We start from the raw sequence: 24,754 nt of genomic DNA, 5'->3' as shown, positions 1-24,754 counted from the left end.
CTGAAGTGTGAAGGCGGAATGACCATGAGTTGCCATATCAACCCCTCTATTTTAAGTGCTGATTTTGCTAACCTGCAGGCTGAATTAGAGGCGATTAGCACCGCTGATGCCGCTCATATTGACGTGATGGACAACCACTTTGTTCCCAACCTCACCTGGGGTCCGCCGGTGGTTAAGCGACTACGCGAGGTCTCACCTGTTCCTTTTGACGTTCATCTGATGATTGAGGACGTCGACCGCTGGGCACCACAGTACGCAGAAATTGGATGCGAGTCGGTGACTTTCCATGCGGAGGCTGCGATTGCTCCCATCAAGCTAGCCCGTACTTTGCGCGAGGCAGGAGCTAAGGCGGGGATGGCGCTTCGCCCCGCCACGCCCGTCGAACCGTATTTGGATATACTGAGTGAGCTCGACATGCTGCTGATTATGACCGTTGAACCCGGTTTTGGCGGCCAGAAGTTCCTTGACGTTACCCTGCCTAAAATCCGCCGTGCTGCCGTAGCACTGAAGGATTCGCCCACCCCACTTGCCATTCAGGTGGACGGCGGAATCACCGAAGAAACTATTGTTCGCGCTGCTGAGGCGGGCGCAAACGTTTTCGTGGCTGGTTCTTCGGTCTATGGTGCTGAGGATCCCTCAGCCGCTATTGCGGCATTGCGCCAGGCTGCAGAGCACCCCCACTCCTAGTTCTGCCCAGGATAAAGTTTGATCGAGCAACCAATCGTTCCGCGAATGCTCTGACTTAACTAAGATAAAAAATTCCTCCTCATGAAGAAAGGCAACACCGTGCACCAGCGCCCCATCAAACGTGCCGCCCATACGCCGCTGGGGCATGCATGGGAGTCTTTCGAGAAGGGACGGCGGCTCTTTGAACTGCAAGATTTCCCCGGTGCTATCGCAGTCTTCGAATCTTCCCTCAAACAATTCCGCGCCGTCCTAGAATCAGAGGGCGAAGCCATGGCGGCCTCAGCTATAGCTGCAGCCTATGGTAATAACGGCATGCACGAGTTTGCGATGCCTTTTGCCGAAGAAGCCTTGGATGCTTTCATCCGACTGGGGCATGCTGAGCAGGTTGCTGAACAACGTCAGAACCTTGGGTCGCTCTATATGTCCTGTGACCGCGCCGAGCAAGCAAGGCAGTCATTCGCTCAGGCAGCAGAGGACTTTATTTCTCTCAAAAATTGGGAGAGAGCTGGCGATAACGCACTTTTGGCCGCTAACCTCAATGCAAGAGACAACCAATTTGGATCTGCCCGCACCCTCTTTTTACAGGCACTGGATAATTTCAGCAAAGTTGAATCGGGAGCTTCAGAACATTCTCGTGCAACGGGGCTCATGCAGCTTGCCTACCTGGAAAAAGTCGAAAAAAATATGGACGCCGCGCGTCTGCTCTACGCCGAAGCTCTTGAAGCGTTCCAAGCAATGAACAGCCCCTGGGAAATCGGTTCGTGTTTAGAGGGCTTAGCAGCGGTGGAATTTGAAGCCGACGCCCTTGATTCGGCTGTTTTGCACGCCAAAGCAGCCCTCGATACATTCCAGCAAAACGGTTTCCGAAGAGATGCATTGCGAGCCAAGGTGAACTACCGAGCGGTCAAATTAGCCCAGGAACGAGCCAACCGTTTGGCGGCGCCGTCCTCCTCGGAGGAATCTGTCGGAAGTCACCTGCCCGGAACGCCTTTCCCAGATGAGCGCCCCTGACAAGTCCTGCCAAGAGTACACCTACTTGGGGCAAATAAATCTCTGTGCCATAATCAAAGCACAACTAAAAATCGTGCTCCGGGACCCGGTGAAATTCCGAACCGGCGGTGATAGTCCGCTAACTTACGCGCAAGCGTGAGCCTGCTAGGTGAAATTCCTAGACCGACAGTACAGTCTGGATGGAAGGTAGCACGAACAAAACGTTCTAAGAACCCGCCCCGGCACCAGCCGGAGGAGTTCTTTGAGTGCCGATTTGGGCTCCTACGGGCGTCCACGCATGAAAACGCTTTGTTCTCCCCGGAGCCTCCGCGAAAGGGAAACAATGGAATTTCTGCGGTGGCTCTTCGACGCTCAGTGGCAGATTGGCGATCAATCACTGTTGGTGCGCGAAGTCCTCGGAAATGTATTCGGTCTAGCCAGCGCGCTAGGTGGTATGAGACGTAAAGTGTGGGCGTGGCCAGTAGGAATCGCCGGGAATGCGCTTCTTTTCACCGTCTTTTTGGGCTCTGTTTTTGGGTCCCCCCACGCCATCAATATGCTCGGTCAAGCGGGCAGGCAAATCATGTTTATTGCCGTTTCAATCTGGGGCTGGTACCGGTGGAAGGCTTCAAAGAATCAAGGCGGCTCTGCCGTCGTTCCCCACTGGGCTAGCGGCAAAGAACGTCTGTTTCTCATCTTAGCAATGATAGCGGGCACCGGTCTTTTGACACCTGTTTTCCGAGCACTCGGTTCTTACGAGCCCGTGTGGTCAGACGCATGGATTTTCATGGGGTCATTGCTGGCGACCTACGGCATGGCGCGAGGCTGGGTCGAATTCTGGCTCATTTGGGTAGCCGTAGATTTGGTGGGTGTACCTTTGCTGTGGTCTGCCGGTTACTATGCGACCGCGCTGATGTACGTGTTCTACGGAATCTTTACGTTGACCGGCTTCTTTGTGTGGTGGCGTACTCGAAACCGAGAAATGGCGCGCGTTGAAGTAGAGACTAATTTTCCTGACCCCACTGTCAATACCGTAGAAGCATCCCATGAACGCTAAGCTCTTGCATTTACCCAAGCACGGAACTTATTTGAGTGAAAACTCAGCTATGAGCCTGGCTTTAGAAGCGGCATCCCAGGGGGTGCGCGGGGCAAACCCACTAGTGGGCGCTGTTATATGCAACGCCGAGGGGCGGTTCCTCACCGCAGGATGGCACCGCGGAGCAGGCACCGCACATGCAGAAGCCGATGCCCTGGCTAACGCCCGTGACCGGGGAATCGACGTGACCGGTGCGCACATGTTTGTGACACTAGAACCTTGCAACCACACCGGTAGAACCGGTCCCTGCTCCCACGCTATTGCAGATGCTGGTATTGCATCGGTGACGTTTTCAGAAGCAGACAGAACCAGCCAAGCCTCAGGCGGGGCACAGTATCTTGCATCCCGTGGAGTGAACGTTGAATCGGGGTTGCTGAGTACAGCAGCGCAGAAACTAAACCGCCGATGGTTTGACACGACATCCTCCGCTCGCCCCTGGGTAAGCGCAAAAATCGCTTCAACTCTTGACGGCTATATTGCGGCAGCAGATGGTAGCAGCCAATGGATTACGGGGGCTGAGGCGCGATTAGACGGCCATTCAATTCGTGCTCGTGTTGATGCCATCGTGGTGGGAACTCAGACGTTCTTTGATGACCAGCCCCGTCTGACCGCCAGAGATGCACAAGGGAACAACCTGTCCCATCAGCCACTGCGCGTGGTGATGGGGGAACGGAAGCTGGATGATAAGACCGCCGATGGGCAACCAGAAAACTTTCTGCATATAGCGACTCGGAACCCGCGCGTCGTGCTGGCCGAACTGCAACGACGCGGCGTCAAGCACCTGTTGATTGAAGGTGGACCCACCATTATTTCGGCCTTTTTAGACGCTGATGCGGTGGACGAAATCTTTTGGTATCAAGCCCCCAAAATTCTAGGTACAGGCAAGAGCGCCATTCCCGATTTGGGCATTGAGACTCTGGCGCAGGTGCGCCGCTGGGAACTGGATGATTTAGGTATGACTCCGGCGCTCACTCGCTTGGGGGATGACCTCCGAGTGCATCTAGCGCCGGGTGCTCACTAAGTATTTGAAAGAAGAGAAAACTATGTTTACAGGTATCATCGGAGCCGTTGGCTCAGTAGAAAAAATCGAACCCGCTGTGAACTCTGTCGGGGACCAAGAATCTGCGGTGATTACTATTCAAGCAGGTGAGATTGTCGACGATCTGGAACACGGTGGATCGCTGGCAGTCAACGGAGTGTGCCTCACCGCTACACGCACGGAGAACGTGCAGCCGGGCATCTTCGTCGCTGACGTGATGGGTGAAACGCTCGCACGCACCAACTTAGGGAAGATGCAACCTGGTACTCGCGTAAATTTGGAACGCTGCATGCCAGCGGGCGGCAGGTTTGATGGCCACGTAGTGCAGGGACATGTGGACGGGGTAGGCACTGTGGCTGCCGTCACTGAGCATGAAAGCTGGCGAACGATTCGCTTTGATATTCCTACCCGCTTAGCTGCTCACCTGACTGAAAAAGGTTCTATTGCTGTCAACGGTACTTCGCTTACAGTCACCGCCGTTTCCCCAGCCTCCGCCGATCATAGCTGGTTTGAAGTCGGCCTCATTCCAGCTACCCTCGAAGCTACTGTTTTAGGGGAAATGCAGGTAGGTGACACGGTCAACCTTGAAACCGATGCGCTCGCCAAATACGTTCAGCGCCTCCTGGAATTCTCTACTTCTACCGCCGGAATCACCGTTCAACCTGAACTTGCCGAGCAGTACCAGAATCGTATCCATCTCAATACGGTGAACGAAGCGGTGGACGCGATTGCCAACGGTCGCGCTGTGGTTGTAGTGGACGATGAGAACCGCGAGAACGAAGGCGATATTATCTTCGCCGCAGAACATGCTACTTCCGAGCTCATGGGATTCACCATCCGCTATACGTCCGGGGTAATTTGCACGCCATTGCCCGGTGCGCGCGCCGATAAGCTGAATCTTCCTCCAATGCTTGCCCACAACCAGGACCCCAAGGGAACCGCATACACCGTTTCCTGTGATGCGGCAGATGGAATTTCCACCGGGATTTCTGCTGCAGACCGGGCACTGACCGCGCGTATCTTAGCTGATGCACAGTCTGGAGCGGCGTCATTGACCCGCCCCGGGCATATCTTCCCCTTACGTGCTGTGGACGGCGGCGTCAACGAACGCCCCGGACACACTGAAGCTGCAGTGGAACTGTGTACCCTAGCAGGGCTATCGGGTGTAGGCGTCATCGCCGAATTAGTTCATGACGATGGGTCGATGATGCGATTTGATGCTCTGCGAACTTTCGCCACCGAACATAACCTGCCTATGATTTCGATTGAAGATTTAGCGCAGTATGTTCAGGGGAATCGATGAACGAATACCAACAAACGCGAAAGATTGAGCAGCCGGATTCGAAAGAGCTGACCCCTGTAGTTAAGCCCCGCCTGATAGCGCAGAGCCCCGCAGTCTGCGTTCCTACAGCGCACGGTCACTTTAAGATGATGGCATGGCAGTTTGCCGACGGCAGCGAGCATCTTTCCCTCCAAGCAGTTGATGCAGAGGGAAACCCTAGAACTGTTTCTAGAGATAAAAACGATGCGCGATCATTCGGTCCCGCCGTTCGTATTCATTCAGAATGTGCCACCGGTGATATCTTCGGGTCTTTTCGCTGCGACTGCGGTGCGCAGCTAGCTCAAGGTCTTCGCATCATTCAAGAACGAGGCGGTTACCTGATTTACGTCCGGCAACATGAAGGACGAGGGATAGGTCTAGTAAATAAGCTCCGCGCCTATAGTCTGCAGAGTGAGGGTCTTGATACCGTCGATGCCAACCTTGCTCAAGGACTCGCAGCAGACCAACGAGACTACCGGCAGACTGCCGTGATTCTCCGAGCGTTGGGACTGGACACTATTCAGCTCATCAGCAATAATCCCGCTAAGAAACAAGCACTTTTAGAATTGGGAATCAGAATCAGCGGTTTGATCTCTGATGAAATTGAACCCCGCCCCGAAAACCATACCTACTTAGAAACTAAACGTGAGCGGATGAACCATTTGCTCACTCCATCCCACCATCAGAAGGACACACCATGAGCGGCGCAGGCGCAGCACCCACCACCTTGAATCCAGAAACCATGAAAGATTTAAAAGTTGCCATTATTGCGGCGTCTTGGCATACCACCGTGATGGATGGTTTAGTTGCCGGTGGACAGCGCGCAACTGCCGATGCCGGTATCAAGAACCCCACGCTGGTACGGGTCCCAGGCACTTTCGAACTCTCAGTGGCAGCAGCTCAGCTAGCAGAATCACACGACGCCGTTGTGGCTCTAGGCGTGGTAATTCGCGGCGGAACTCCACACTTTGATTATGTATGCCAATCAGCAACACAAGGCCTCACTCAGGTATCAGTCAACTCCAAAACTCCTGTGGGCTTTGGAGTGCTGACATGCGACAATGAGCAACAAGCGCTAGAGCGCGCCGGACTGGAAGGCTCCTCAGAAGATAAGGGATATGAAGCAACCGCAGCTGCTCTAGAGACTGCCTTACTTTTGAAAAACCTATCCTAATTGCGGACGGCGGTTCATGTGGGCTGAAAAGTTCGCTCAAAGTACGGGTCGATAAAGATTGTTAACAACGAGTTGCCTAGTATGGTCAATTCAATGACCACCCAACACCGAATCTACGACTTTATGATTCTCGTGGGGGACTCCTTGATTCGCAGTGGTGCGAGCTCGGCGTCCACCACGAGAACTCTTCTTGCCATTGCCCAGGCTGAAGGCAAACAGAACGTTACGGTGAGCGTGACTCTGGGGCAGCTTTCGGTCAGTGACACAGATGGAATCGACGGCATACCTTATACCGATATGCACGAAATAGCCCCAGGCGTTCTTAATATCGGATGGCGAAGCACCACAGAAGAAATAGTCGCTGATTACTTACTCAAGCGGCTGACTCTTGAAGAGGCCCATCAGGAGCTGGAGCGCAGAATCGACCGTCAGTCTGAGCCTTCCAACCTAGCGGTTACTCTGGGGTTTGGAATTTTGGGCGGAGGCTTTAGCCTGATTCTGAATGCACAGACTTTGACCATGGTGGGCGCTGCTATTACTGCCCTCTTTGTATCCATCAGCTTCAACACGTTGGATCGATCTCGCGTACCTGGGATTTTTAGGTATGCGTTGGCCGGTTTTATCGCTGTTTTTATTGCAACTATCTATTGCCTTATTACTTCAGCTGATTCTGTGGCTGTTTGCATCGTTTCAGCTCTTGCGGGGCAGCTTGCTGGAATTGCTGTCTACGGAGCAACTCAGGATGCCATGATGGGCTGGTACCTTTCAGCTACTGGACGTATGGTTGAGGCAACTATGTCCACAGCCGGCCTGGTCTCCGGTGTGGCTGTATGCATGGGATTGATGAATCATTTCTTGAACGAAGATTTCACTTACTTGCAACCACTCAGTTCAGAGACCACCCCGCTGCTGAAGCAAATGGTGGGTGCGGCGCTGGTTACCGCTGGCTTTTCTTTGGCAAGCGGTGGGAGGAATTTGCGCTTGCTCATACTGGGCGGTTTAGGATTGGGTGCCACGCTGTTGCACTTCGTCATTGGCAATGTTTTGCCCTTTAGCCCTTTCACCGCTACCACCGTGGCATCGATTTGTGTGGGGGCAGTAGGAGTACTTATCTCCAAACAAATCCATCTCACTTCCAACGCCATTATGATGCTGGCTCTTCTGCCGCTGATTCCGGGGATGATGCTTTACCAGGGCATGCTGGGCTCGCTGTACAACGATCCGGATTCTTTCAGCATCCTTAAAGAAGCACTGGTCCTTTTCTACTGTCTCTCAGTGGGCGGAACTACAGGTCAGATGATTGTCTCTGAATCCATGTGGGCTATTCGTAAACGGCAATTTACCCACAGATACCCGGGAAAAGTGTTCAACAAAATCATGGTGGAAGAGCGAAATGCCCAAGACGTTATTTTGCCCGTCTTTAGCAGACCGTTTAGCCGTTCTATTCATAAATAAGAAAAATTCCCGAGTTTTGCATCTGAGAAAAATGCGGGGTTTCCTTTAATCGAGAGCTCTTCATCACATACAGTAGAAGAGTGAAAACATTTGATTCGCTTTTTGCAGAGCTCACCGATAAAGCCTCAGAACGCCCCGAAGGTTCAGGTACCGTTGCCGAACTGGATTCCGGCGTGCACGGGATTGGCAAGAAGATTGTAGAAGAAGCTGCAGAAGTATGGATGGCTGCAGAATTTCAATCCGACGCCGAATTCGCAGAGGAAGCCTCGCAACTGATTTATCATTTGCAGGTCATGATGATCGCCAAGGGACTGACTCCCGAAGATATCTATAAGTACCTCTAAATTCTAGGATTTCATCATGTTGCGTGTAGCTGTACCCAATAAAGGCGCCCTCTCTGAAGCTGCCACTCAAATGCTCAAAGAATCTGGCTATCTTCAGCGCCGTGATTCGCGCGAGTTGGTTATTGCCGATGCCGAGAACGACGTCGAGTTCTTCTACCTTCGCCCCCGCGATATCGCAGTGTATGTGGGTAAAGGAACGCTCGACGTCGGCATCACCGGTCGCGATTTATTGCAGGATTCTGAAGCACCTGCCCAAGAGGTGATGGGGTTAGATTTTGCGCGTTCAACTTTTCACTTCGCTGGTCCAAAAGGTAAATTCACTTCAATCGAGCAGCTCAACGGCAAACGGATTGCAACCTCTTATTCCAAGCTGGTGCGTCGTTATCTGCAGGAAAATAACATTGATGCCGCAGTGACTCGTTTGGATGGCGCCATCGAATCCTCCATCCGACTGGGAGTAGCCGACGCCATCGCCGACGTCGTAGAAACCGGCAATACTATGCGTGCTGCGGGGCTAGAACCCTTTGGGGAAGCTCTGATGAAGAGCGAGGCTTTGCTCATCAAACGCGCTGGTGTTGAAGATACGAGCGGATTAGATAAGTTGGCACGCCGCCTGCGTGGCGTTTTGATTGCCCGCCAGTATGTCCTGATGGACTACGACATCGAGCAGGCTTTACTGCCCCGCGCTACCGCCATTACTCCTGGGCTCGAAGCGCCTACCATTTCGCCGCTGGAACGCGACGGCTGGGTGGCTGTTCGCTCCATGGTTCCGCGAACTGCCGTCAACAAAATTATGGACGATCTCTACGAGATTGGCGCTCGCGCTATCTTGGTCTCGCCCATTCAAGCTGCTCGACTTTAGGAGTCATCATGGGTGTTGCAATTCGTGTTATTCCCTGTTTGGACGTCGATAACGGACGAGTAGTCAAAGGTGTAAATTTCGAGGGATTGCGTGACGCCGGGGACCCGGTAGAACTGGGGAAGAAATACAACGAGGCGGGGGCAGATGAGCTGACCTTTCTCGACGTCACTGCTTCTAGCACTGACCGTGAAACTACTTTTGATGTAGTAGCTCAAACTGCCGAAACGGTCTTTATTCCGCTGACCGTCGGTGGTGGAGTGCGAACAGCTGACGATGTCGCTCAGCTACTTCGCACCGGTGCCGACAAAGCATCTATCAACACAGCTGCTATCGCCCGGCCCGATGTGATCAACGAAATCGTGGAGCGTTTCGGTTCACAGGTTTTGGTGCTATCGGTGGATGCTCGGCGTAATGCACAGATGCCTTCAGGCTTTGAAGTTACTACCCATGGTGGAAGAAATTCTGCAGGATTAGATGCCGTTGAATGGGTGGAAGAAGCGCAGAAACGCGGGGTGGGCGAGATATTGCTGAATTCTATCGACGCTGATGGCACCAAAGCCGGTTTTGATGTGGAGATGATTCGCGCTGTCCGCGCCGCGGCGTCTCTACCGCTGATTGCTTCCGGCGGGGCAGGTGCACCTGAGCATTTTCCTGCTGCTATTGAGGCAGGAGCTGATGCGGTGCTGGCGGCGTCTATCTTCCACTTCGGGGAAGTGTCCATTGCTGAGGTGAAAGATGCCATCCGTGCAGCTGGGTTCGAGGTTCGTTAAGAAGCACCGCTCCCGGCAGCGGAAAACCCTTATTAGGGTTTTACTCTGGTTGATTACAGCGGCAGTAGCGGTGGTTGTGCTGTGCCCGGCGCTTGGGTTCTCGCGGTGGATGAGCGTCCGGCTTGGGTTTGCCCAAGTACTGGCTTTCAGTCGCATCGCAGGTCTTGTACTTTTGGTCATGGTAGCTTGCATAGTTTTGGCGCAAATATGTATCCGGCGTCCAGAAGACAATTCTAAAAAACTGACGTGGGGTTTTATCTTTTTGCTGGTGTGGGCGGGGTTGGGTGTCTATCTGGTGGCATTTCCTCAAGGGACGAGCGGGCAGGTTGCTGCCGCCGATATGGTATCGACTAGAACACTTAAAATTGTTTCGTTTAATAGCCAGGACACCGTCAATGCCGAGAACCTTCGCCACCTTGATGATGCCTTTCACGCAGATGTCTATGTTTTTCCAGAAGGTGGCGTTTCCACCGTCTCCACTGCGACCCAAGGAGCTGGCCTTACTGGAACCCTGTTTGAACCGCGGACTCAAGATTTTGGTGGATTGTATTCTGAGGCGGTAGCCCCCACTACAATTTTTGTGCGTTCATCCGCAGGGAATTTCGAGCAAAAGCCCGGTATTCCACTGTCCTTTGGCAGCGTTCGTCTAGAGTCTAAAACAGCGAATCCACTGACCATTCTGGGCGTGCATACCGCGCCGCCTCTACCTGCGCTGATGAGTAATTGGCGTAATGATTTAGGGCTCGTGGGCGAGTTCGACCGGCAGATAAATGATACCCAGTCCACCATCGTGGTAGGAGACTTCAACGCCACGATGAGACACGGGGAAATGGCTGACCTGGAAAACCTTCATGACGCCGCACAGCTTGCCCGGCAGGAGCGGGGCACTTGGCCGACGTCGTGGCCGTCGGCAGCATCAGCACCCATCGATCATATTCTGGTGAGCTCAGGAATTTCTGTAGAACGATTTGAAACTATTGCCTTAGACAATGGAGACCATCGGGCGATTTTTACAGAACTCAAAGTTGCTGACTAGTGCTTGAACCGTTTGTACCAGATGGCGTGCACCGTACCAGAATTTTCCCCGGTACAGTGCACATCATCTGGTACAAACTGCCTCAATATGTGAGTTAGGAAAGTTCTACCTTTGCGTGGTCTTCACGTCCGAAGAGGTACAACGCCAATTCACCCGGCTCACCGGTGAGAATTGTTGCAGGGATGTTTTCCTTCGGCTCAATCACTGTAAAGTATCCATCGACAAAGCCGGGGGCTTCCACAATCAGACCGTGTGGGAAGTTCTTTGCCGCCATCATCTTGGCGCGCGAGCGCACATCCTCCCAGATAGCCTGCTGAGTTTCGTGGTTCAATACGCGGGCTTTCCACTCAGGACGCGCACGGCGTACGTCTTCGATATGCACAAAGTATTCGATGAGGTTGAGTTTGCGGTCTACCTTGGTGGCGAGTTTGCGCATTTTGAGGTACCCGTCGAGATTTTCAAAGCGGTCGAGTGCACGATCGTAGGCTTCTCGCTCAATCAGGCTATCTGCGCGATAGTTGGTCACCCTGGTAGTGCGCTCACTGAGGAACGGCACCACGATTCCTGCGGCGGTTAGGAATTCGGTTTCGCGCAGCACGAGGTGTGCCAGCAGGTGGCGGCACTGCCAGCCTTCACACAGGGTGGGGTCGGTCGGCTGTGCTTGGCGCAGTGCCTGAACCAAGTCGGTGCGTTCTTCGCGGATGATTTGGGCTGGGGTTAGTGTTTGCTGAGTCATATAATGATTCTTTCACTGTTTCCCGCCCGCCTGAACATCTGAAGGATGAAAATGAGCGAAAAACTTTCTGAATCTAGAGATCTCGACCCTCACATTGCCGCTCGGCTCAAACGGGATGAGAACGGATTGTTTGCTGCAATTATTCAGCAGCATGACACCGCAGAAGTTCTTATGCTGGGGTGGATGAACGACGAAGCATTGCGGCGGACGTTGGCTGAAGGGCGGGTTACTTTTTGGTCTCGTTCGCGGCAGGAATTTTGGTGTAAGGGCGATACTTCAGGGCATTTTCAGTTTGTGAAGAAGGTACAGCTAGATTGCGACGGCGACGCCCTGCTTATTCAGGTCGATCAGGTAGGAGCCGCCTGCCATACCGGTTCCAGGACCTGTTTTGAAGCAGGGGGAGAGCTGCCCGCCGCCGTCGGCAACCGCCCGGTCGAACCTTCAGAGTAAAATCACGGGATTCCTTTGCCGCCGAGGTATTGTGACCTATCGACTAAGATGGCATGCAAAGCACGTTTTTCTAAGGACTTTTCACTGTGCAGGATTTAGGCAACATTTCGCTTGATCTCGAAGAATTTCGCGAACTTGCGCGGACCCGCAGGGTTATTCCCGTACACACCACCATTTTGGCGGATTCGCTCACTCCTATTGGGATTTATCGGGCGCTCGTTGAGCGAGAGGGGTGGGCACTTGCCGGTACTTTTTTGCTGGAATCTGCGGCGGAGGATGCCAGGTGGTCCCGGTATTCTTTCATTGGGGCTAGCTCCCGGGCTACTCTAACGACTCGCGAGGGTGAAGTGCTCTGGCAAGGAGAAACTCCTGCAGGGGCACCGGTAGATGGTGATCCGGTGGAAGCCATTCGCAAGACATTGGAAATCTTGCATACGGAAAAATTTGAGGGCTTACCGCCGCTGACTAGCGGTTTAGTCGGTTATTTGGGCTGGGATGTTGCCCGCCACTGGGAGAAACTACCTCACAGGCCCCAGGACGATGTTAACCTGCCTGAGTTTGCGCTCAATCTCGTGAGCGATATGGCGATTCACGATAACGCTGATGGCACCGTGACTTTAGTTGCCAACGCGGTGAATTTCAACGGCACCGATTCCAACGTTGATGAAGCTTACGCAGACGCCGTCGAGCGTATCGAAGCGATGCTGGAGAAACTAGCGAGTCCTCTGGCAACTACTACCGTTTCGACTTTGCACGACACTGACTCTGTGGAAGAGAAAACCCGGACTGAGGTTGTTCATAGCTGGGACGAGCAAGGCTTTTTAGCCGCTATAGATAAGTCGAAGAAAAATATTCTTGATGGCGATGTCTTTCAAATTGTGGTGTCCCGTCGTTTTGAGGCTGAGAACAAAGCGAAAGCGTTGGATGTTTATCGGATTCTGCGCCAAAGCAACCCCTCACCTTATATGTATCTGTTCAATTTAGAGGACCATCAGGGAGAGCCCTTCCATATTGTGGGGTCGTCTCCTGAAGCGTTAGTGACGCTCAAAGACGGTGTAGCAACCACTCACCCCATTGCTGGTTCGCGCCCGCGAGGGGTCGACGACGTCCACGACCGGGCATTGGCTGAGGAATTGCTGGCAGATGAAAAAGAACGTTCTGAGCACCTGATGCTCATCGATTTGGCGCGTAACGATATTTCCCGTATTGCTGTACCCGGTACGGTGAGCGTTTCGCAGTTCATGGAGATTGAACGTTTTAGCCACATCATGCATATCTCTTCGACCGTCACCGCTTCCCTGCGTGAGGGGATGTCTGCCTATGATGTGCTAAGGGTGGCTTTCCCCGCTGGTACGCTTTCGGGGGCTCCTAAGCCTCGCGCCATGCAACTTCTGGACGAATATGAGCCAGTAGCACGCGGTATTTACGGGGGAGTGTGCGGCTATTTTGATTTTGCGGGAAACATGGATATGGCCATTGCTATACGCACCGCGCTCCTCAAAGGAAATAAAGCGTATGTACAAGCGGGCGCTGGTATCGTGATGGATTCTGACCCTGCTTCAGAAGCACTGGAAACCGTCAATAAATCGGCTGCACCTCTGCGAGCAGTGCTCACCGCTTCGGGGCTAGAACCCCTAGATACCTCTCTCAACCGCCTTTCGAAGGAGAGCTAATTGTCTTCATCTATGACACGCCCTGGAACAGTGATGCTGATTTCCCTGGGTGCTGCCGCCATTGCTTTTGGGACCACGTTGCCCACCTGGGTCATCGTTCACGTAAAGAATACTCTGAGCTCACCCACTATTGAAGTTGCTGGATCTGACGCCGCCCCGGCGGTAAGTTCGTTAGCCTTGGTATCGCTAGCTGCCTCAGTTGCTATCCGGATTGCAGGGCCCAAGCTACGGTGGGCAATCAGTGCCATTATGGCGCTGGCTGGATTGGGTATGATTCTATCCATTTTCTCGGTAGCGCAGGATCCTGGCTCAGCAACCCTCACAGAGGTGGGCAACGCTACCGGTATGGCAGATTCCAGCAGCGACTTCACGGTGACGTTCTGGCCCTGGCTTGCACTTTGTATGGCGGTAGTCCTTTTCATCAACGCCCTGTGGACCGCCTATGTGTCCCGCTCCTGGCCCGTGCGTCGTAAATACGAGCGTGCTGTCCGCACCGAACATGAAGACCTCGACGAAATCGACACTTGGGATTCGTTCTCCGCAGGAGAAGATCCCACAGCTCGCGTATAAGAACCCTTACACAGTGAAAAGTTGCATCAAATGGGGCAACATATGGACTCAATGAACACGAGTTCTAAATTTTCACCTAGAATCATTAAGAAGAACTCTCCGCAGAATACTTTCACACGTTTCGCGGGTCACATACGTTCAAGGAGAAAACATGGCAGAGAAGCAGCTGACGCTCACTCCCGAGGTTCCCTACCCTAACCACGGTAACACCGTAGCGGCATGGGCCCTTGTTTCTATTACCGTTATTGGCGCTATCATTGCAGCTGTCGGTTTTGATACTTTCCATTGGCCAGTTGTTATTGCAGGTGCAGTAGTGATGGTTGTTGGCGTTATCGTTGGCATCGCACTTCGCGCAGCTGGTTACGGCCAGGGCGGTTCGAAGACCAAATACAAGCATCACTAAACCATCCGGGTGAATTGATGGTGGGCGCCTCGCATCGTAGCGGGGCGCTTTTTTAATAGGTGATAAGGAGTTGGTAGCAAGATGACAACAGTTTTAGACGACATTATTGTGGGTGTTCGTCAAGATATGGACGAGCGTAAAGCTCAGGTACCGCTGGAAGAAATGAAGGAGAAGGCTGCGCACGCTCCTGCGGCACTTGATGCGCTGGCGGCTCTGCGCGGGGCTTCGGAAGATACCCTTGAGGTGATTTCAGAAGTCAAGCGATCATCGCCTTCTAAAGGTGCGCTTTCTGATATTCCTGACCCTGCCGATCTTGCCGCCGCCTACGAAGCGGGTGGAGCTGCAGCAATCTCCGTGCTGACTGAACAACGTCGATTCAAGGGGTCGCTAGCTGATCTCAAAGCAGTTCGCGAACGAGTTTCCATCCCCGTACTGCGCAAAGATTTCACCGTGGATGAGTACCAAATTTATGAGGCGCGGGCATATGGCGCCGATTTGGTTCTGCTGATTGTGGCGGCGCTCGATGATGAGACCCTCCAGCGTTTTCTTGACCTCACCCACGAATTGGGCATGAGCGCCCTGATAGAAACCCATACCCCGGAGGAAATCGAACGGGCAAAAGCGGTAGGTGCTCGCATCGTGGGAGTCAACGTGCGTAACCTGAAAACCCTAGAGGTCGATAATTCGAACTTTGAAAAGCTTGCCCATCTCCTGCCTGAAGATGCCGTCACCATCGCCGAATCAGGAGTGCTCTCTGCACAGGAGGTAGCCGACTACGCCTCCCACGGCGCCCAAGCTATTTTGGTCGGTGAAGCTTTGGTGCAATCTGGCGAACCTACCGAAACAGTCCAGCTATTCCGCGAGACAGGTCAACGCGCCCGTCACGAATTTTTGAACCATCTAAAGAACTAAGGCAAAGGAATAAGAGATGTCCGAACAACTGGCAGATGCCTTTTTGAACCCCCAAGAATCCGATTCGCTGAAGAACGCGCCTGGCCCTTACTTCGGCAAGTACGGTGGTCAGTGGATGCCCGAATCATTGATGGCAGCGATGGAAGAACTAGAGGAAACCTTCAACAAAGCGAAGGAAGATACTGAGTTCATGGAAGAATTTCAGCGCCTCTCCCGCGAATATTCCAACCGTCCTTCTTTGCTAACCGAGGCACCTCGATTCTCAGAACATGCCGGGGGAGTCCGTTTCTTCCTCAAACGTGAGGACCTCAACCACACCGGCTCGCACAAGATTAACAACGTGATTGGTCAGGCGCTTTTGGCAAAGCGCATGGGCAAGACCCGCTTGATTGCTGAAACCGGTGCCGGCCAGCACGGTGTGGCAACCGCAACCGCCGCAGCGCTCTTTGGCATGGAATGCGTGGTGTACATGGGGGAGGAAGACACCGAACGTCAGGCTCTGAACGTTGCGCGTATGCAGCTTCTGGGGGCAACCGTGATTGCGGTTCAAACCGGATCTCGTACCCTCAAAGACGCCATTAACGAAGCTTTGCGTGACTGGGTAGCCAACGTGGAAAACACTCACTACCTGCTAGGAACTGCTGCCGGGGCGCATCCTTTCCCCGCCATGGTGCGCTTCTTCCATGACGCCATTGGTACCGAAGCCCGCGAGCAAATCCAAGAACTCACCGGCAAACTACCCGACGGCATCGCAGCCTGTGTCGGTGGCGGCTCCAACGCCATCGGCATGTTCCATGCTTTCCTCGACGACCGCGACGTCCAAATCTTTGGCTTCGAAGCAGGCGGAGACGGTATCGATACCCCTCGCCACGCCGCAACCATCAACCTGGGCCGCCCCGGTGTCCTGCACGGCGCAGTAACCTACCTGATGCAAAATGAAGACGGTCAAATCATCGAATCTCACTCCATTTCCGCAGGTTTGGATTACCCCGGCGTTGGTCCCGAGCACTCCTACCTGAACGACATCGGACGCGTCAGCTACCAGCCGGTTACCGACGCCGAAGCCATGGACGCCCTCCGCCTGCTCTGCCAGACCGAAGGCATTATTCCCGCCATCGAATCTGCCCACGCGCTGGCAGGTGCTCTGCGCGTTGCCAACGAATGGGCGAAAGAAGACCCCGAGGGCGCTCGCGAGAAAATCATGATCGTCTGTCTCTCTGGCCGTGGCGATAAAGACATGGGAACGGCTCTGGAATGGTTCAAGTTGGGCAAGGCAATCCCTAGCTCATCTTTGACCACCGGTAACACTGAGGCAACTAACGAGCGCAAAGCGCAGAAAAGCGAGCAGAAGTAATGACTTATCAGGATGCAATTTCTGGCGCAGCTAAGTATTCTGTGCTGAATAAATCGTTCCCCGCACCCAACACCGACTCAAAGCTGGCGGCAAAAATCGCTCAGTGCAAGTCTGAGGGGCGCCCCGCTTTGGTCGGGTATTTGCCCGTGGGTTATCCCAGCGTGGAAGAATCGATTGCTGCTGCTATTGAACTGGGCAAAAACGGTGCAGATATCATTGAACTGGGTATTCCTTATTCTGACCCTGTAATGGATGGTCCCGTCATTCAGAAGGCAACAGAAGAAGCCATCGAGAACGGCTTCCGCCTTACCGATACCTTCCGAGCCACACGAGAGATTACCGCAGCGTGCGATGCCGTTGTTACCGTCATGACCTACTGGAACCCCATTCTGCGTTTTGGCGTCGATGAATTTGCCCGCGAATTTTCTGAAGCTGGTGGCTCTGGTCTCATTACCCCGGATTTGGTTCCCAACGAGGCATCAGAGTGGTTTGAAGTATCGGAAAAATACGGTCTTGACCGTATCTTTTTGGCGGCTATTTCCAGCTCAACGGAACGTTTGCACATGATTTCTGAGGCATCCTCCGGCTTCGTCTATGCAGTGTCGGTGATGGGCGTGACGGGCGCTCGCTCGTCGGTCAATAACGCCGCGCACTCCCTGGTGGAGAATCTCCGCTCGGCTGGCGCTCCTAATGTGTGCGTTGGCTTGGGTGTTTCTAAGCGCGAGCATGTAGAAGAAATCGGTGCCTATGCCGACGGTGTGATTGTGGGTACTGCCTTGGTCAAGGCATTGCAGTCCGGCGGGCCCGAGGCAGTGGGTCAGCTCGCGCGCGAACTAGCGGGGCGTCAGTAGTGCTCCATAGTTCCTCTGATTCACTGATTCTTGCCTCTATTCCTTCACCCTCTGTTAGTTCGTTCCCCGTGGGACCGTTCACCGTACACATTTATGCACTGTGTATCTTGACGGGTATTGCCGTGTGCCTTTGGCTCACGAGCGTGCGGTGGACGCGCAAGGGGGAGAACTCCGATAACGTGTGGGATATTGCTCTGTGGGCTATCCCTTTTGGCATAGTAGGTGCGCGCGCCTATCACGTGCTTATTACTGACCCCCAAAGCTACTTTGGACCCGGGGTTGACCCCTGGGGCTGGGCAAAAATCTGGGAGGGTGGCATCGGCATTATGGGCGCCATCTCAGTCGGTGCTTTGGGTGCTTGGATTGCCTGCAAACGCTACGGGGTTTCGTTGGCCAAATTTGCCGACGCCGCCGCGCCGGGTATCTTGCTTGCACAGGCATTCGGTCGTTGGGGCAACTGGTTCAACCAGGAACTTTTCGGTAAACCAACCACGCTGCCCTGGGGACTAGAAATCGATCCGAGGTCGGCGAATTTTCCCTCGCAGTATCCTGCAGAAACTCTCTTTCACCCTACTTTTCTCTATGAGTCGGTATGGAATCTGCTGGGTGCTATCTTGCTGATAGTGCTGGGGCGAAAAGCTGCTCTGAAGCTGGGGCAGACTTTTTGGCTTTACGTGCTGTGGTATGGAATCGGCAGGTTCATGATTGAGGTCTTTTTGCGCATTGACCACTCAGAAATGCTGTGGGGACTTCGCATCCACATTTGGACTTCAGGGTTCCTGATTCTGCTGGGTCTAGTCGGGTTTCTGATTGCAGGTGCTCGGGGACGCCGGAAGGTTCAGCTAGACGGCGAACAGCAGGTATCTGTGCGGGTTTAGTTATTTCTAAGTGGTTGAAAAACGGGTAAGTTTCTAAGGGACTTACCCGCTTTTTCGCCCTTATTGGGCACCCTTGGCAATTTATATCTATTTCTCATTACGCAGGCAAGAGAAAAATTCCGAGAAAATTTCTAGCTGCGACAACTAACTTTCAGTGAATAAAATTCATACCACAGGGGTAGTAATGGGAGCGAAAAGAATGCTAAAGACTAGAACCGCCATCGATTCTTAACCCAACATTCATCGTTGAATCTGCCGGAAAACATCAAGCTGAATTTAAACTTTTGAGAGAGCCTCTTCACACTGGCTCAATCCACACCACGTATATTTTCGCTAAGGATTCTCTCGTGAGCTCAGCTTCAACTTCCCGAAAGCTGGCGGCATCGCTTTCGGTCGCCACCGCCGCATTCGTCGTCGCCGTTCCGACTGCGGCGTCGTCCACCACCGCTGCATCTGCCGCTGAAATAACCAGCATTGCGGACATCCAGGGCACCTCAGATACCTCTCCATTGGTCAATAAAACAGTGACCACGAGCGGTCAAGTCACCGCAGTCTACGCTGAGGGCGGGCTGCGCGGTTACACCATTCAAACCGCTGGAACCGGGGGAGAAAATGACCCCACTCCGGGTATCTCAGATGGTCTCTTCATCTATTCACCGGACACCGTCGGATCGGTACATATCGGAGACTATGTGGAAGTTACCGGCACCATTTCCGAATACCACGGTCTAACCCAGATGACTGTTGCCCAAGGCAAAATGCGCCAGGTTCCCACCCGTATTATCCCCGTGCAACCCTATAAGGGTGCTTTCCCTGACACCTCGGCAGGGCGCGAAGAACTGGAGAGCATGTTGCTCCAGCCCACTGGTAATATCACAGTGACCGATAACTTCAACACTAACCGCTACGGCGAAATTAAACTGACCAACGGCACCTCACCGTTGCGCACTGCCACCGACGTCGTCGCTCCAGGTGAAGCCGCCAAAGCATACGAGGCAGCTAACGCCGAAAAAGATTTCATTGTGGACGACGGCGCTACCGTTGATTACACCCGAGGTGGCAAAGATATCCCGCTACCTTATCTTTCTGAGCAGAACCCCGTGCGCGTTGGTTCGGCAGTCACGTTCACTCAACCCACGGTGTTGCTGTATAGCTTCGATGAGTGGCGCTTGAACCCTACCGAGCCCATCACCGGTGCCAGCAATCCCGCCACAATTCCCGCAACGTTCACCAACACCCGCACTGCAGCCCCTGAAAAGGTGGGTGGGGATTACACTATCGCCAGCTTCAACGTGCTCAACTATTTCTCCACCACCGGCGATGAACTCACCGGTTGCACGTTCTACACTGACCGCGCCAAGAACCCCATTACGGTCAATAGCGGCTGTGATGCGCGCGGTGCTGCCAACGATGAAAACCTCAAGCGCCAACAAGACAAAATCGTCGCCGCCATCAACACCATGAACACCTCTATTCTCTCCCTAGAAGAAATCGAGAACTCAGCGGCATTCGGCAAGAACCGCGACGAAGCATTGAACACCTTGGTGGCAGCGCTGAATGATGATGCCGGATTTGAGCGGTGGAAGGCAGTTCCTTCACCGGAGGCGCTCCCTGGTCAAGAAGATGTCATTCGCACCGCTTTCATCTATCAAGATGACCAGGTTCAACCTCAAGGTGATTCTGAAATCTTGCTTGATTCGGATGCATTCAATAATGCCCGTAAACCGCTAGCGCAAACCTTCGAACCTGTTGGATCAAAGGTTAAAGGCGATGAATTCGTAGCCATCGTCAACCATTTCAAGTCTAAGGGCTCAGGTTCTGGCGTAAATGCCGATCAGGGCGATGGTCAAGGCGCCTCCAACGCCGATCGCAAGAAGCAGGCACAAGCTCTGGTAGCTTTTGCGGACCAGGAGAAAAAAGAAAATAAAACAGACAACGTTGTTCTGCTCGGTGACTTCAACTCTTACTCAAAAGAAGATCCTATGAAGATTCTGGCAGAAGCTGGATACATTAACATTGGTGATCAATTCGACGCCGGTTACTCTTATGTTTATAGCGGACGCCAGGGCAGCCTGGACCACGTGTTGGCTTCTCCCTCTATGTTCAAACAGGTGACCGGGGCAGATGTTTGGAACATCAACTCCGTAGAATCCATTGCTTTTGAATACAGCCGCTATAACTACAACGCTACAAACTTCTACCAGCCCAACGCCTACCGTTCCTCCGATCACGATCCAAAGGTCGTGGGTTTCAACTTGCGCGCGGATGCTCCCATTTCGTTTACCGACGTCCCGGGAAACTCACCCTTCTATTCTGAAATCATGTGGCTGGCTCAGTCCGGTATTACTCAGGGGTGGGATGACGGCACCTTCCGCCCGCATGAAAACATCTCCCGCGGGGCAATGGCTGCTTTTTTCTACCGCATGGCGGGTGAACCTGAGTACAACGCGCCAGCTCAGTCCAAGTTCTCTGATGTTTCCACCACACATCCCTTCTATAAGGAAATTTCATGGATGGCAGAGCAGGGGATTACTACCGGCTGGGCAGACGGTACTTTCCGCCCCGAAGCTCCTGTAGAACGTGCAGCGATGGCAGCATTCTTCTATCGCGTAGCAGGTTCCCCTCACTATGTAGCACCTCGTAGCGCTGAATTCTTTGATGTTCAGCCCGGTGGAGCATTCTATAAAGAAATCTCCTGGATGCATTCTAAGGGTATTTCTACAGGTTGGGACGACGGCACCTACCGCCCCGCTGATCCCATCAAGCGTGATGCAATGGCGGCTTTTATTTACCGCTATGAGCACAATGTAGCGGGCAAAAAGTAAGAGTCCTGTCCACTCAAGCAGTCCAATAAGAAAGTGCTCCTCCTACTCGTTGAGTAGGAGGAGCACTTTGTTAAGAGTAGAAAATCCCCTTATTTTTGGAGCATCTCCGCCACGGTGGCTACCAGCGGCTTGGTGTCTTCGCGGTTGGTGTAATCACCGCCGCCGTTGTCGAATGATTCCACCATCTGCTTGTCATATTCGTTGGCGTGGGGCTTGAGCTTGTATGCGGTACGCACGCCAGCTAGAACAGTCTTGTGGGTTCGTGTCATCTGGGAAAGGTCTAGACCACCACGGAAGTGGAATGCGGGGCGGCCGCCTGCAATCTCTTCTTTGTAGCTCTTGAGCACACGGTTATCGAGGTATTCGCGTGGATATACTGCAAGCCCGTTGAAGCACACGGTGAAGAAAACCCGGTGCGAAACTTTAGCCATTGCTTCGCGGCGCTTGCGCAAAGTGGGTGCCCCGGTGAGGAAACCACCCAGGTAGCTTGCGCCTACGATGAGGACGTCGGCGGATTCAATGAGCTCATCGGTAGCCTCGGCAATGGGGGAGAGAATCACGGTGGGTTGGGTCTCCAGTTCCCGCAAATCTTCTGCAATCCACCGAGAGTAGCGTTCGGTGAATCCGTAGTTTGAACCGTAGAGAATTACTACGTTTTTTGATGTCACAGTTATGTCCTTGCTTGCAAAGTTTTAGTCATATTTTTCTGACTAAAAATGTTTGTTTACCTGCCAGGATAGAACAGAAACGACGGGGAAGAAACCATTACGGAGCTAATGTGAGTTTTTGTGGGTTAGATGGAGGAATTGACGGACTGGATGGTGATTTTCTTGAACAATCCCACAGAACACCACGTATAATAGGGAATGTTGAGTTGGGTTTTGAAGTGAGAATGTGTGAACTGTTGGGAAGTTTCCCACGGAAAGTTCAGATTGCACATATGCTCACCTTCCCCATGCCCCTATTATTACGACTACTGAACTGACTAAGGTTTAACACATGAGACGCGCAAAAATTGTATGTACTATTGGTCCGGCAATATCTTCCCCCGAAAAACTTGCAGCAGCGATTGAAGCTGGCATGAACGTAGCTCGTTTGAACATGAGCCACGGCACGCACGATGTTCATACGGAGTCCTACACTAACCTGCGCGAGCAGAGCCAGAAGCTCGGCCGCAACGTCGCAATTCTTGCTGACTTGCAGGGGCCTAAGATTCGTCTGGAAACATTTGAAAACGGTGCGGAAATTCTTGAGCCCGGCGACACCTTCAAAATCACCATTGATGATGTTGCAGGTAACAAAGAGATTTGTGGAACTACCTACAAGGGGTTGCCCGGCGACGTGAGGCCCGGCGATACTCTGCTCATTGATGACGGCAAAATCCGCCTGCAGGCTGTAGAAGTAGACGAGCGCACCGTCACTACCCGCGTCGTCGTTGGCGGTCCTGTTTCCAACAACAAGGGTATTAACCTACCGGGTGTTGCAGTTTCTATCCCTGCGCTTACTCCTAAAGACGAAATTGATCTTCGCTTCGCTCTGAAGCTTGGCGTAGACATTATTGCGCTCTCTTTCGTGCGTTCTGGGAACGACATCATTCGCGTTCACGAAATCATGGAAGAAGAAGGCGTCAAGCTTCCCGTCATTGCAAAGATCGAGAAGCCCCAGGCAGTTGAAAACTTGCAGGATATTGTGGATAAATTCGACGGCATCATGGTTGCTCGTGGCGATCTCGGTGTTGAATATCCTCTGGAAGAAGTTCCTCTGGTGCAGAAACGCGCCATTGAACTTGCTCGCCGTTGGGCTAAGCCCGTGATTGTGGCTACCCAGGTTCTGGAAACTATGATAAATAACCCCACACCTACTCGCGCTGAGGCATCTGACTGCGCAAACGCCATCCTCGATGGCGCAGATGCTGTGATGCTTTCTGGCGAGACTTCAGTGGGTAAGTACCCCATTATCACCATTCAGACGATGGGGCGCATTATTGCGGCTACCGAAGAGCGCGGTCTGTACCGTGTACCCCCGTTGGGAACTGCTCCGAAGACTCGCGGTGGCGCAATCACCCGCGCGGCTGTAAACGTTGCAGATCAGCTCGATACCGATTTCATTACCACCTTTACACAGTCAGGTGATACCGCTCGACGTCTGGCTCGTTTGCGTCCCGCAAAACCGGTCATTGCGTTCACCCCGGATCCCAAGGTTCGCGCATTCCTTGCTTTGCTGTGGGGCGTACAAACCGTTCAGGCAAGTAGCGTAGGGAATACGGATGAGATGACCGCTTTGGTTGATCGCTACCTGTTGGCTAATAAGTTATCCGAGCCCGGTAAGTTGATTGTAATGGCTGCAGGTTCACCTCCCGGAGTAGCCGGTTCAACCAACCTATTGAAGGTTCACCGCGTTGGAGATATGGACGACGCCGGTGCGGTGCTCCCTGAAGAGCGTGAGAAGCTAGGACCCTGGTTGGATGACCAGAACATTCACGGCTAATCTTTTTTGATTGTGAATCAGAAATAAAAAGGACTCGTTCCCGTTGGGGGAGCGAGTCCTTTTTACCTGGTGGTGTCTGAGAGAATCACTAACAATGATCGACCATGCCCTCGTCTTCAGCATTGGCATAGGTGAGTTTGTATTCGCCTTTGTTATTTCTGGTGACATCAATGACGTAAAAATCGTAGGCGGTATATCCTTCTTGGGCTTTTCCGGTGTAGTCCAAAAATGATTGATCCCCGTATTTCATCTCGGAAATATCAACACATGCGTACATTTTGAAGGCGTCCGTATTGTCGTCACCTTTGTAGAATTCGGGAGCATTTTGGCTTCGGCTGTCTTTGTAAACAGTTCCTTTCATCAATCCTAAAGGTTTTTGCCCGTCGTCAGCCGCTGCTTTTCCAATCTCCATGAACCCATAAATGAAACTGGCGAATGCTGTATCTATATTGTCTTTGGTGATCAGCTGATCCAGCTGCTCGTTGGTGAAATCGTTGTACAGCGCCTTGTTCATGGGATCCACAATCTGTTGCTCAAAGATGGCGCTGGCTTCGTCGACAGCTTGGGTTTTGGCATCTTTGGGCGCGGAATCGGCGCAGGAACTCAACAACAGCGTGGAGGAAGCTATGAGCAACGGAAGAATTTTGAGTTTCATGTGCGTTCGTTCGTAGATTATGTATCGGGGCTCTAAGGATACAACCAATTCTTGAAAAATATCTGGGATATTTCAACATATAACATCTAGATTTTGAGGTCACGGATTAGCGTATCGCCAAGGGGACAGTGGAATTTGAAATTGGCATGTGAGGAATACCTTGTCAACAAAAAACCCTCTCTTGTC

At 52.9% G+C, this 24,754-nt stretch carries 25 protein-coding genes and 1 riboswitch; of the genes, 22 read left to right on the top strand and 3 right to left on the bottom strand.

Annotated features, from left to right (window positions below):
* Positions 1 to 24 precede the first annotated feature (24 nt).
* The 12 genes from rpe to ACFR81_RS01870 all read left to right on the top strand — a co-directional run bounded on the left by rpe (position 25) and on the right by ACFR81_RS01870 (position 10,774).
* Entirely contained in the window at positions 25 to 687 is a 663-nt protein-coding gene (gene rpe, locus ACFR81_RS01925) for a ribulose-phosphate 3-epimerase (RefSeq protein WP_145174437.1), read from the top strand.
* Between the two features lie 81 nt (positions 688 to 768).
* Positions 769 to 1,698, top strand: a complete 930-nt coding sequence (locus ACFR81_RS01920; protein ID WP_145174440.1) for a hypothetical protein — start codon at positions 769 to 771, stop codon at positions 1,696 to 1,698.
* Positions 1,699 to 1,768: 70 nt separating this feature from the next.
* Positions 1,769 to 1,894: riboswitch (FMN riboswitch) on the top strand.
* A 126-nt stretch (positions 1,895 to 2,020) separates the two neighbouring features.
* The gene (gene pnuC, locus ACFR81_RS01915; RefSeq protein WP_068173040.1) at positions 2,021 to 2,734 is read left to right on the top strand and encodes a nicotinamide riboside transporter PnuC; all 714 of its coding nucleotides are present in this window, start codon (positions 2,021 to 2,023) and stop codon (positions 2,732 to 2,734) included.
* Positions 2,724 to 3,794, top strand: a complete 1,071-nt coding sequence (gene ribD, locus ACFR81_RS01910) for a bifunctional diaminohydroxyphosphoribosylaminopyrimidine deaminase/5-amino-6-(5-phosphoribosylamino)uracil reductase RibD (protein ID WP_377148606.1) — start codon at positions 2,724 to 2,726, stop codon at positions 3,792 to 3,794. The genes pnuC and ribD overlap by 11 nt, the downstream gene beginning before the upstream one ends.
* A gap of 22 nt (positions 3,795 to 3,816) precedes the next feature.
* Positions 3,817 to 5,115 (top strand): 3,4-dihydroxy-2-butanone-4-phosphate synthase, encoded by a 1,299-nt coding sequence (ribB, locus tag ACFR81_RS01905; RefSeq protein WP_068173037.1) that lies wholly within the window; start codon positions 3,817 to 3,819, stop codon positions 5,113 to 5,115.
* On the top strand, positions 5,112 to 5,834 hold the full coding sequence (locus tag ACFR81_RS01900) for a GTP cyclohydrolase II (RefSeq protein ID WP_083147373.1): 723 nt from the start codon (positions 5,112 to 5,114) through the stop codon (positions 5,832 to 5,834). The genes ribB and ACFR81_RS01900 overlap by 4 nt, the downstream gene beginning before the upstream one ends.
* On the top strand, positions 5,831 to 6,307 hold the full coding sequence (gene ribH, locus ACFR81_RS01895; protein WP_068173035.1) for a 6,7-dimethyl-8-ribityllumazine synthase: 477 nt from the start codon (positions 5,831 to 5,833) through the stop codon (positions 6,305 to 6,307). Before ACFR81_RS01900 ends, ribH begins: the two co-directional genes overlap by 4 nt.
* 93 nt (positions 6,308 to 6,400) lie before the next feature.
* Entirely contained in the window at positions 6,401 to 7,762 is a 1,362-nt protein-coding gene (locus ACFR81_RS01890) for a threonine/serine exporter family protein (protein ID WP_343873852.1), read from the top strand.
* Between the two features lie 80 nt (positions 7,763 to 7,842).
* The gene (locus ACFR81_RS01885) at positions 7,843 to 8,106 is read left to right on the top strand and encodes a phosphoribosyl-ATP diphosphatase (protein ID WP_068173034.1); all 264 of its coding nucleotides are present in this window, start codon (positions 7,843 to 7,845) and stop codon (positions 8,104 to 8,106) included.
* Between the two features lie 16 nt (positions 8,107 to 8,122).
* A complete protein-coding gene (hisG, locus tag ACFR81_RS01880; protein WP_343873848.1) occupies positions 8,123 to 8,968 on the top strand; it encodes an ATP phosphoribosyltransferase in 846 nt (281 codons plus the stop codon).
* Positions 8,969 to 8,976: 8 nt separating this feature from the next.
* Positions 8,977 to 9,738 (top strand): imidazole glycerol phosphate synthase subunit HisF, encoded by a 762-nt coding sequence (gene hisF / locus ACFR81_RS01875; protein WP_068173028.1) that lies wholly within the window; start codon positions 8,977 to 8,979, stop codon positions 9,736 to 9,738.
* Positions 9,704 to 10,774, top strand: a complete 1,071-nt coding sequence (locus tag ACFR81_RS01870) for an endonuclease/exonuclease/phosphatase family protein (RefSeq protein WP_141669449.1) — start codon at positions 9,704 to 9,706, stop codon at positions 10,772 to 10,774. Before hisF ends, ACFR81_RS01870 begins: the two co-directional genes overlap by 35 nt.
* A 94-nt stretch (positions 10,775 to 10,868) precedes the next feature.
* On the opposite strand, the gene ACFR81_RS01865 is transcribed toward ACFR81_RS01870, so the two are convergent.
* Positions 10,869 to 11,510, bottom strand: coding sequence for a TIGR03085 family metal-binding protein (locus tag ACFR81_RS01865; protein ID WP_343873841.1), 642 nt, complete (start codon positions 11,508 to 11,510; stop codon positions 10,869 to 10,871).
* 51 nt (positions 11,511 to 11,561) lie between these two features.
* On the opposite strand from ACFR81_RS01865, the gene hisI reads away from it, so the two are divergent.
* From hisI to ACFR81_RS01820, 9 genes are all read left to right on the top strand, one after another.
* The gene (gene hisI, locus ACFR81_RS01860; RefSeq protein WP_068173024.1) at positions 11,562 to 11,960 is read left to right on the top strand and encodes a phosphoribosyl-AMP cyclohydrolase; all 399 of its coding nucleotides are present in this window, start codon (positions 11,562 to 11,564) and stop codon (positions 11,958 to 11,960) included.
* An 86-nt stretch (positions 11,961 to 12,046) separates the two neighbouring features.
* Positions 12,047 to 13,633 carry an anthranilate synthase component I gene (locus ACFR81_RS01855; RefSeq protein ID WP_343873839.1) on the top strand — a complete coding sequence of 529 codons (1,587 nt, stop codon included), beginning with the start codon at positions 12,047 to 12,049 and terminating at the stop codon, positions 13,631 to 13,633.
* Entirely contained in the window at positions 13,634 to 14,203 is a 570-nt protein-coding gene (locus ACFR81_RS01850; RefSeq protein ID WP_083147369.1) for a Trp biosynthesis-associated membrane protein, read from the top strand. It begins immediately after the preceding gene.
* Positions 14,204 to 14,354: 151 nt separating this feature from the next.
* Positions 14,355 to 14,606, top strand: coding sequence for an HGxxPAAW family protein (locus ACFR81_RS01845; protein ID WP_343873834.1), 252 nt, complete (start codon positions 14,355 to 14,357; stop codon positions 14,604 to 14,606).
* A gap of 81 nt (positions 14,607 to 14,687) precedes the next feature.
* Positions 14,688 to 15,518, top strand: a complete 831-nt coding sequence (gene trpC / locus ACFR81_RS01840; RefSeq protein ID WP_343873831.1) for an indole-3-glycerol phosphate synthase TrpC — start codon at positions 14,688 to 14,690, stop codon at positions 15,516 to 15,518.
* A gap of 16 nt (positions 15,519 to 15,534) precedes the next feature.
* A complete protein-coding gene (gene trpB, locus ACFR81_RS01835) occupies positions 15,535 to 16,872 on the top strand; it encodes a tryptophan synthase subunit beta (protein WP_068173019.1) in 1,338 nt (445 codons plus the stop codon).
* Entirely contained in the window at positions 16,872 to 17,723 is an 852-nt protein-coding gene (trpA, locus tag ACFR81_RS01830) for a tryptophan synthase subunit alpha (protein WP_343873828.1), read from the top strand. The genes trpB and trpA overlap by 1 nt, the downstream gene beginning before the upstream one ends.
* Positions 17,723 to 18,601, top strand: a complete 879-nt coding sequence (gene lgt / locus ACFR81_RS01825; protein WP_343873824.1) for a prolipoprotein diacylglyceryl transferase — start codon at positions 17,723 to 17,725, stop codon at positions 18,599 to 18,601. The genes trpA and lgt overlap by 1 nt, the downstream gene beginning before the upstream one ends.
* Positions 18,602 to 18,948: 347 nt before the next feature.
* Positions 18,949 to 21,426: an ExeM/NucH family extracellular endonuclease gene (locus ACFR81_RS01820; RefSeq protein WP_343873820.1), complete on the top strand. Its 2,478-nt coding sequence runs from the start codon at positions 18,949 to 18,951 to the stop codon at positions 21,424 to 21,426.
* Between the two features lie 89 nt (positions 21,427 to 21,515).
* On the opposite strand, the gene ACFR81_RS01815 is transcribed toward ACFR81_RS01820, so the two are convergent.
* A complete protein-coding gene (locus tag ACFR81_RS01815) occupies positions 21,516 to 22,094 on the bottom strand; it encodes a flavodoxin domain-containing protein (protein ID WP_068173013.1) in 579 nt (192 codons plus the stop codon).
* 331 nt (positions 22,095 to 22,425) lie between these two features.
* Between ACFR81_RS01815 and pyk the strand changes: the two genes are divergently transcribed.
* On the top strand, positions 22,426 to 23,913 hold the full coding sequence (pyk, locus tag ACFR81_RS01810; protein WP_343873816.1) for a pyruvate kinase: 1,488 nt from the start codon (positions 22,426 to 22,428) through the stop codon (positions 23,911 to 23,913).
* Between the two features lie 88 nt (positions 23,914 to 24,001).
* Here the strand turns inward: pyk and ACFR81_RS01805 are convergent, their stop codons facing one another.
* Positions 24,002 to 24,568 (bottom strand): hypothetical protein, encoded by a 567-nt coding sequence (locus ACFR81_RS01805; RefSeq protein ID WP_190616616.1) that lies wholly within the window; start codon positions 24,566 to 24,568, stop codon positions 24,002 to 24,004.
* Positions 24,569 to 24,754: the final 186 nt, after the last annotated feature.

This window comes from Rothia amarae, assembly GCF_042677725.1.
Lineage (GTDB): Bacteria > Actinomycetota > Actinomycetes > Actinomycetales > Micrococcaceae > Rothia > Rothia amarae.
The sequence above is the reverse complement of the archived record's forward strand: the minus strand, read 5'-3'. Positions and strand labels throughout refer to the sequence as shown.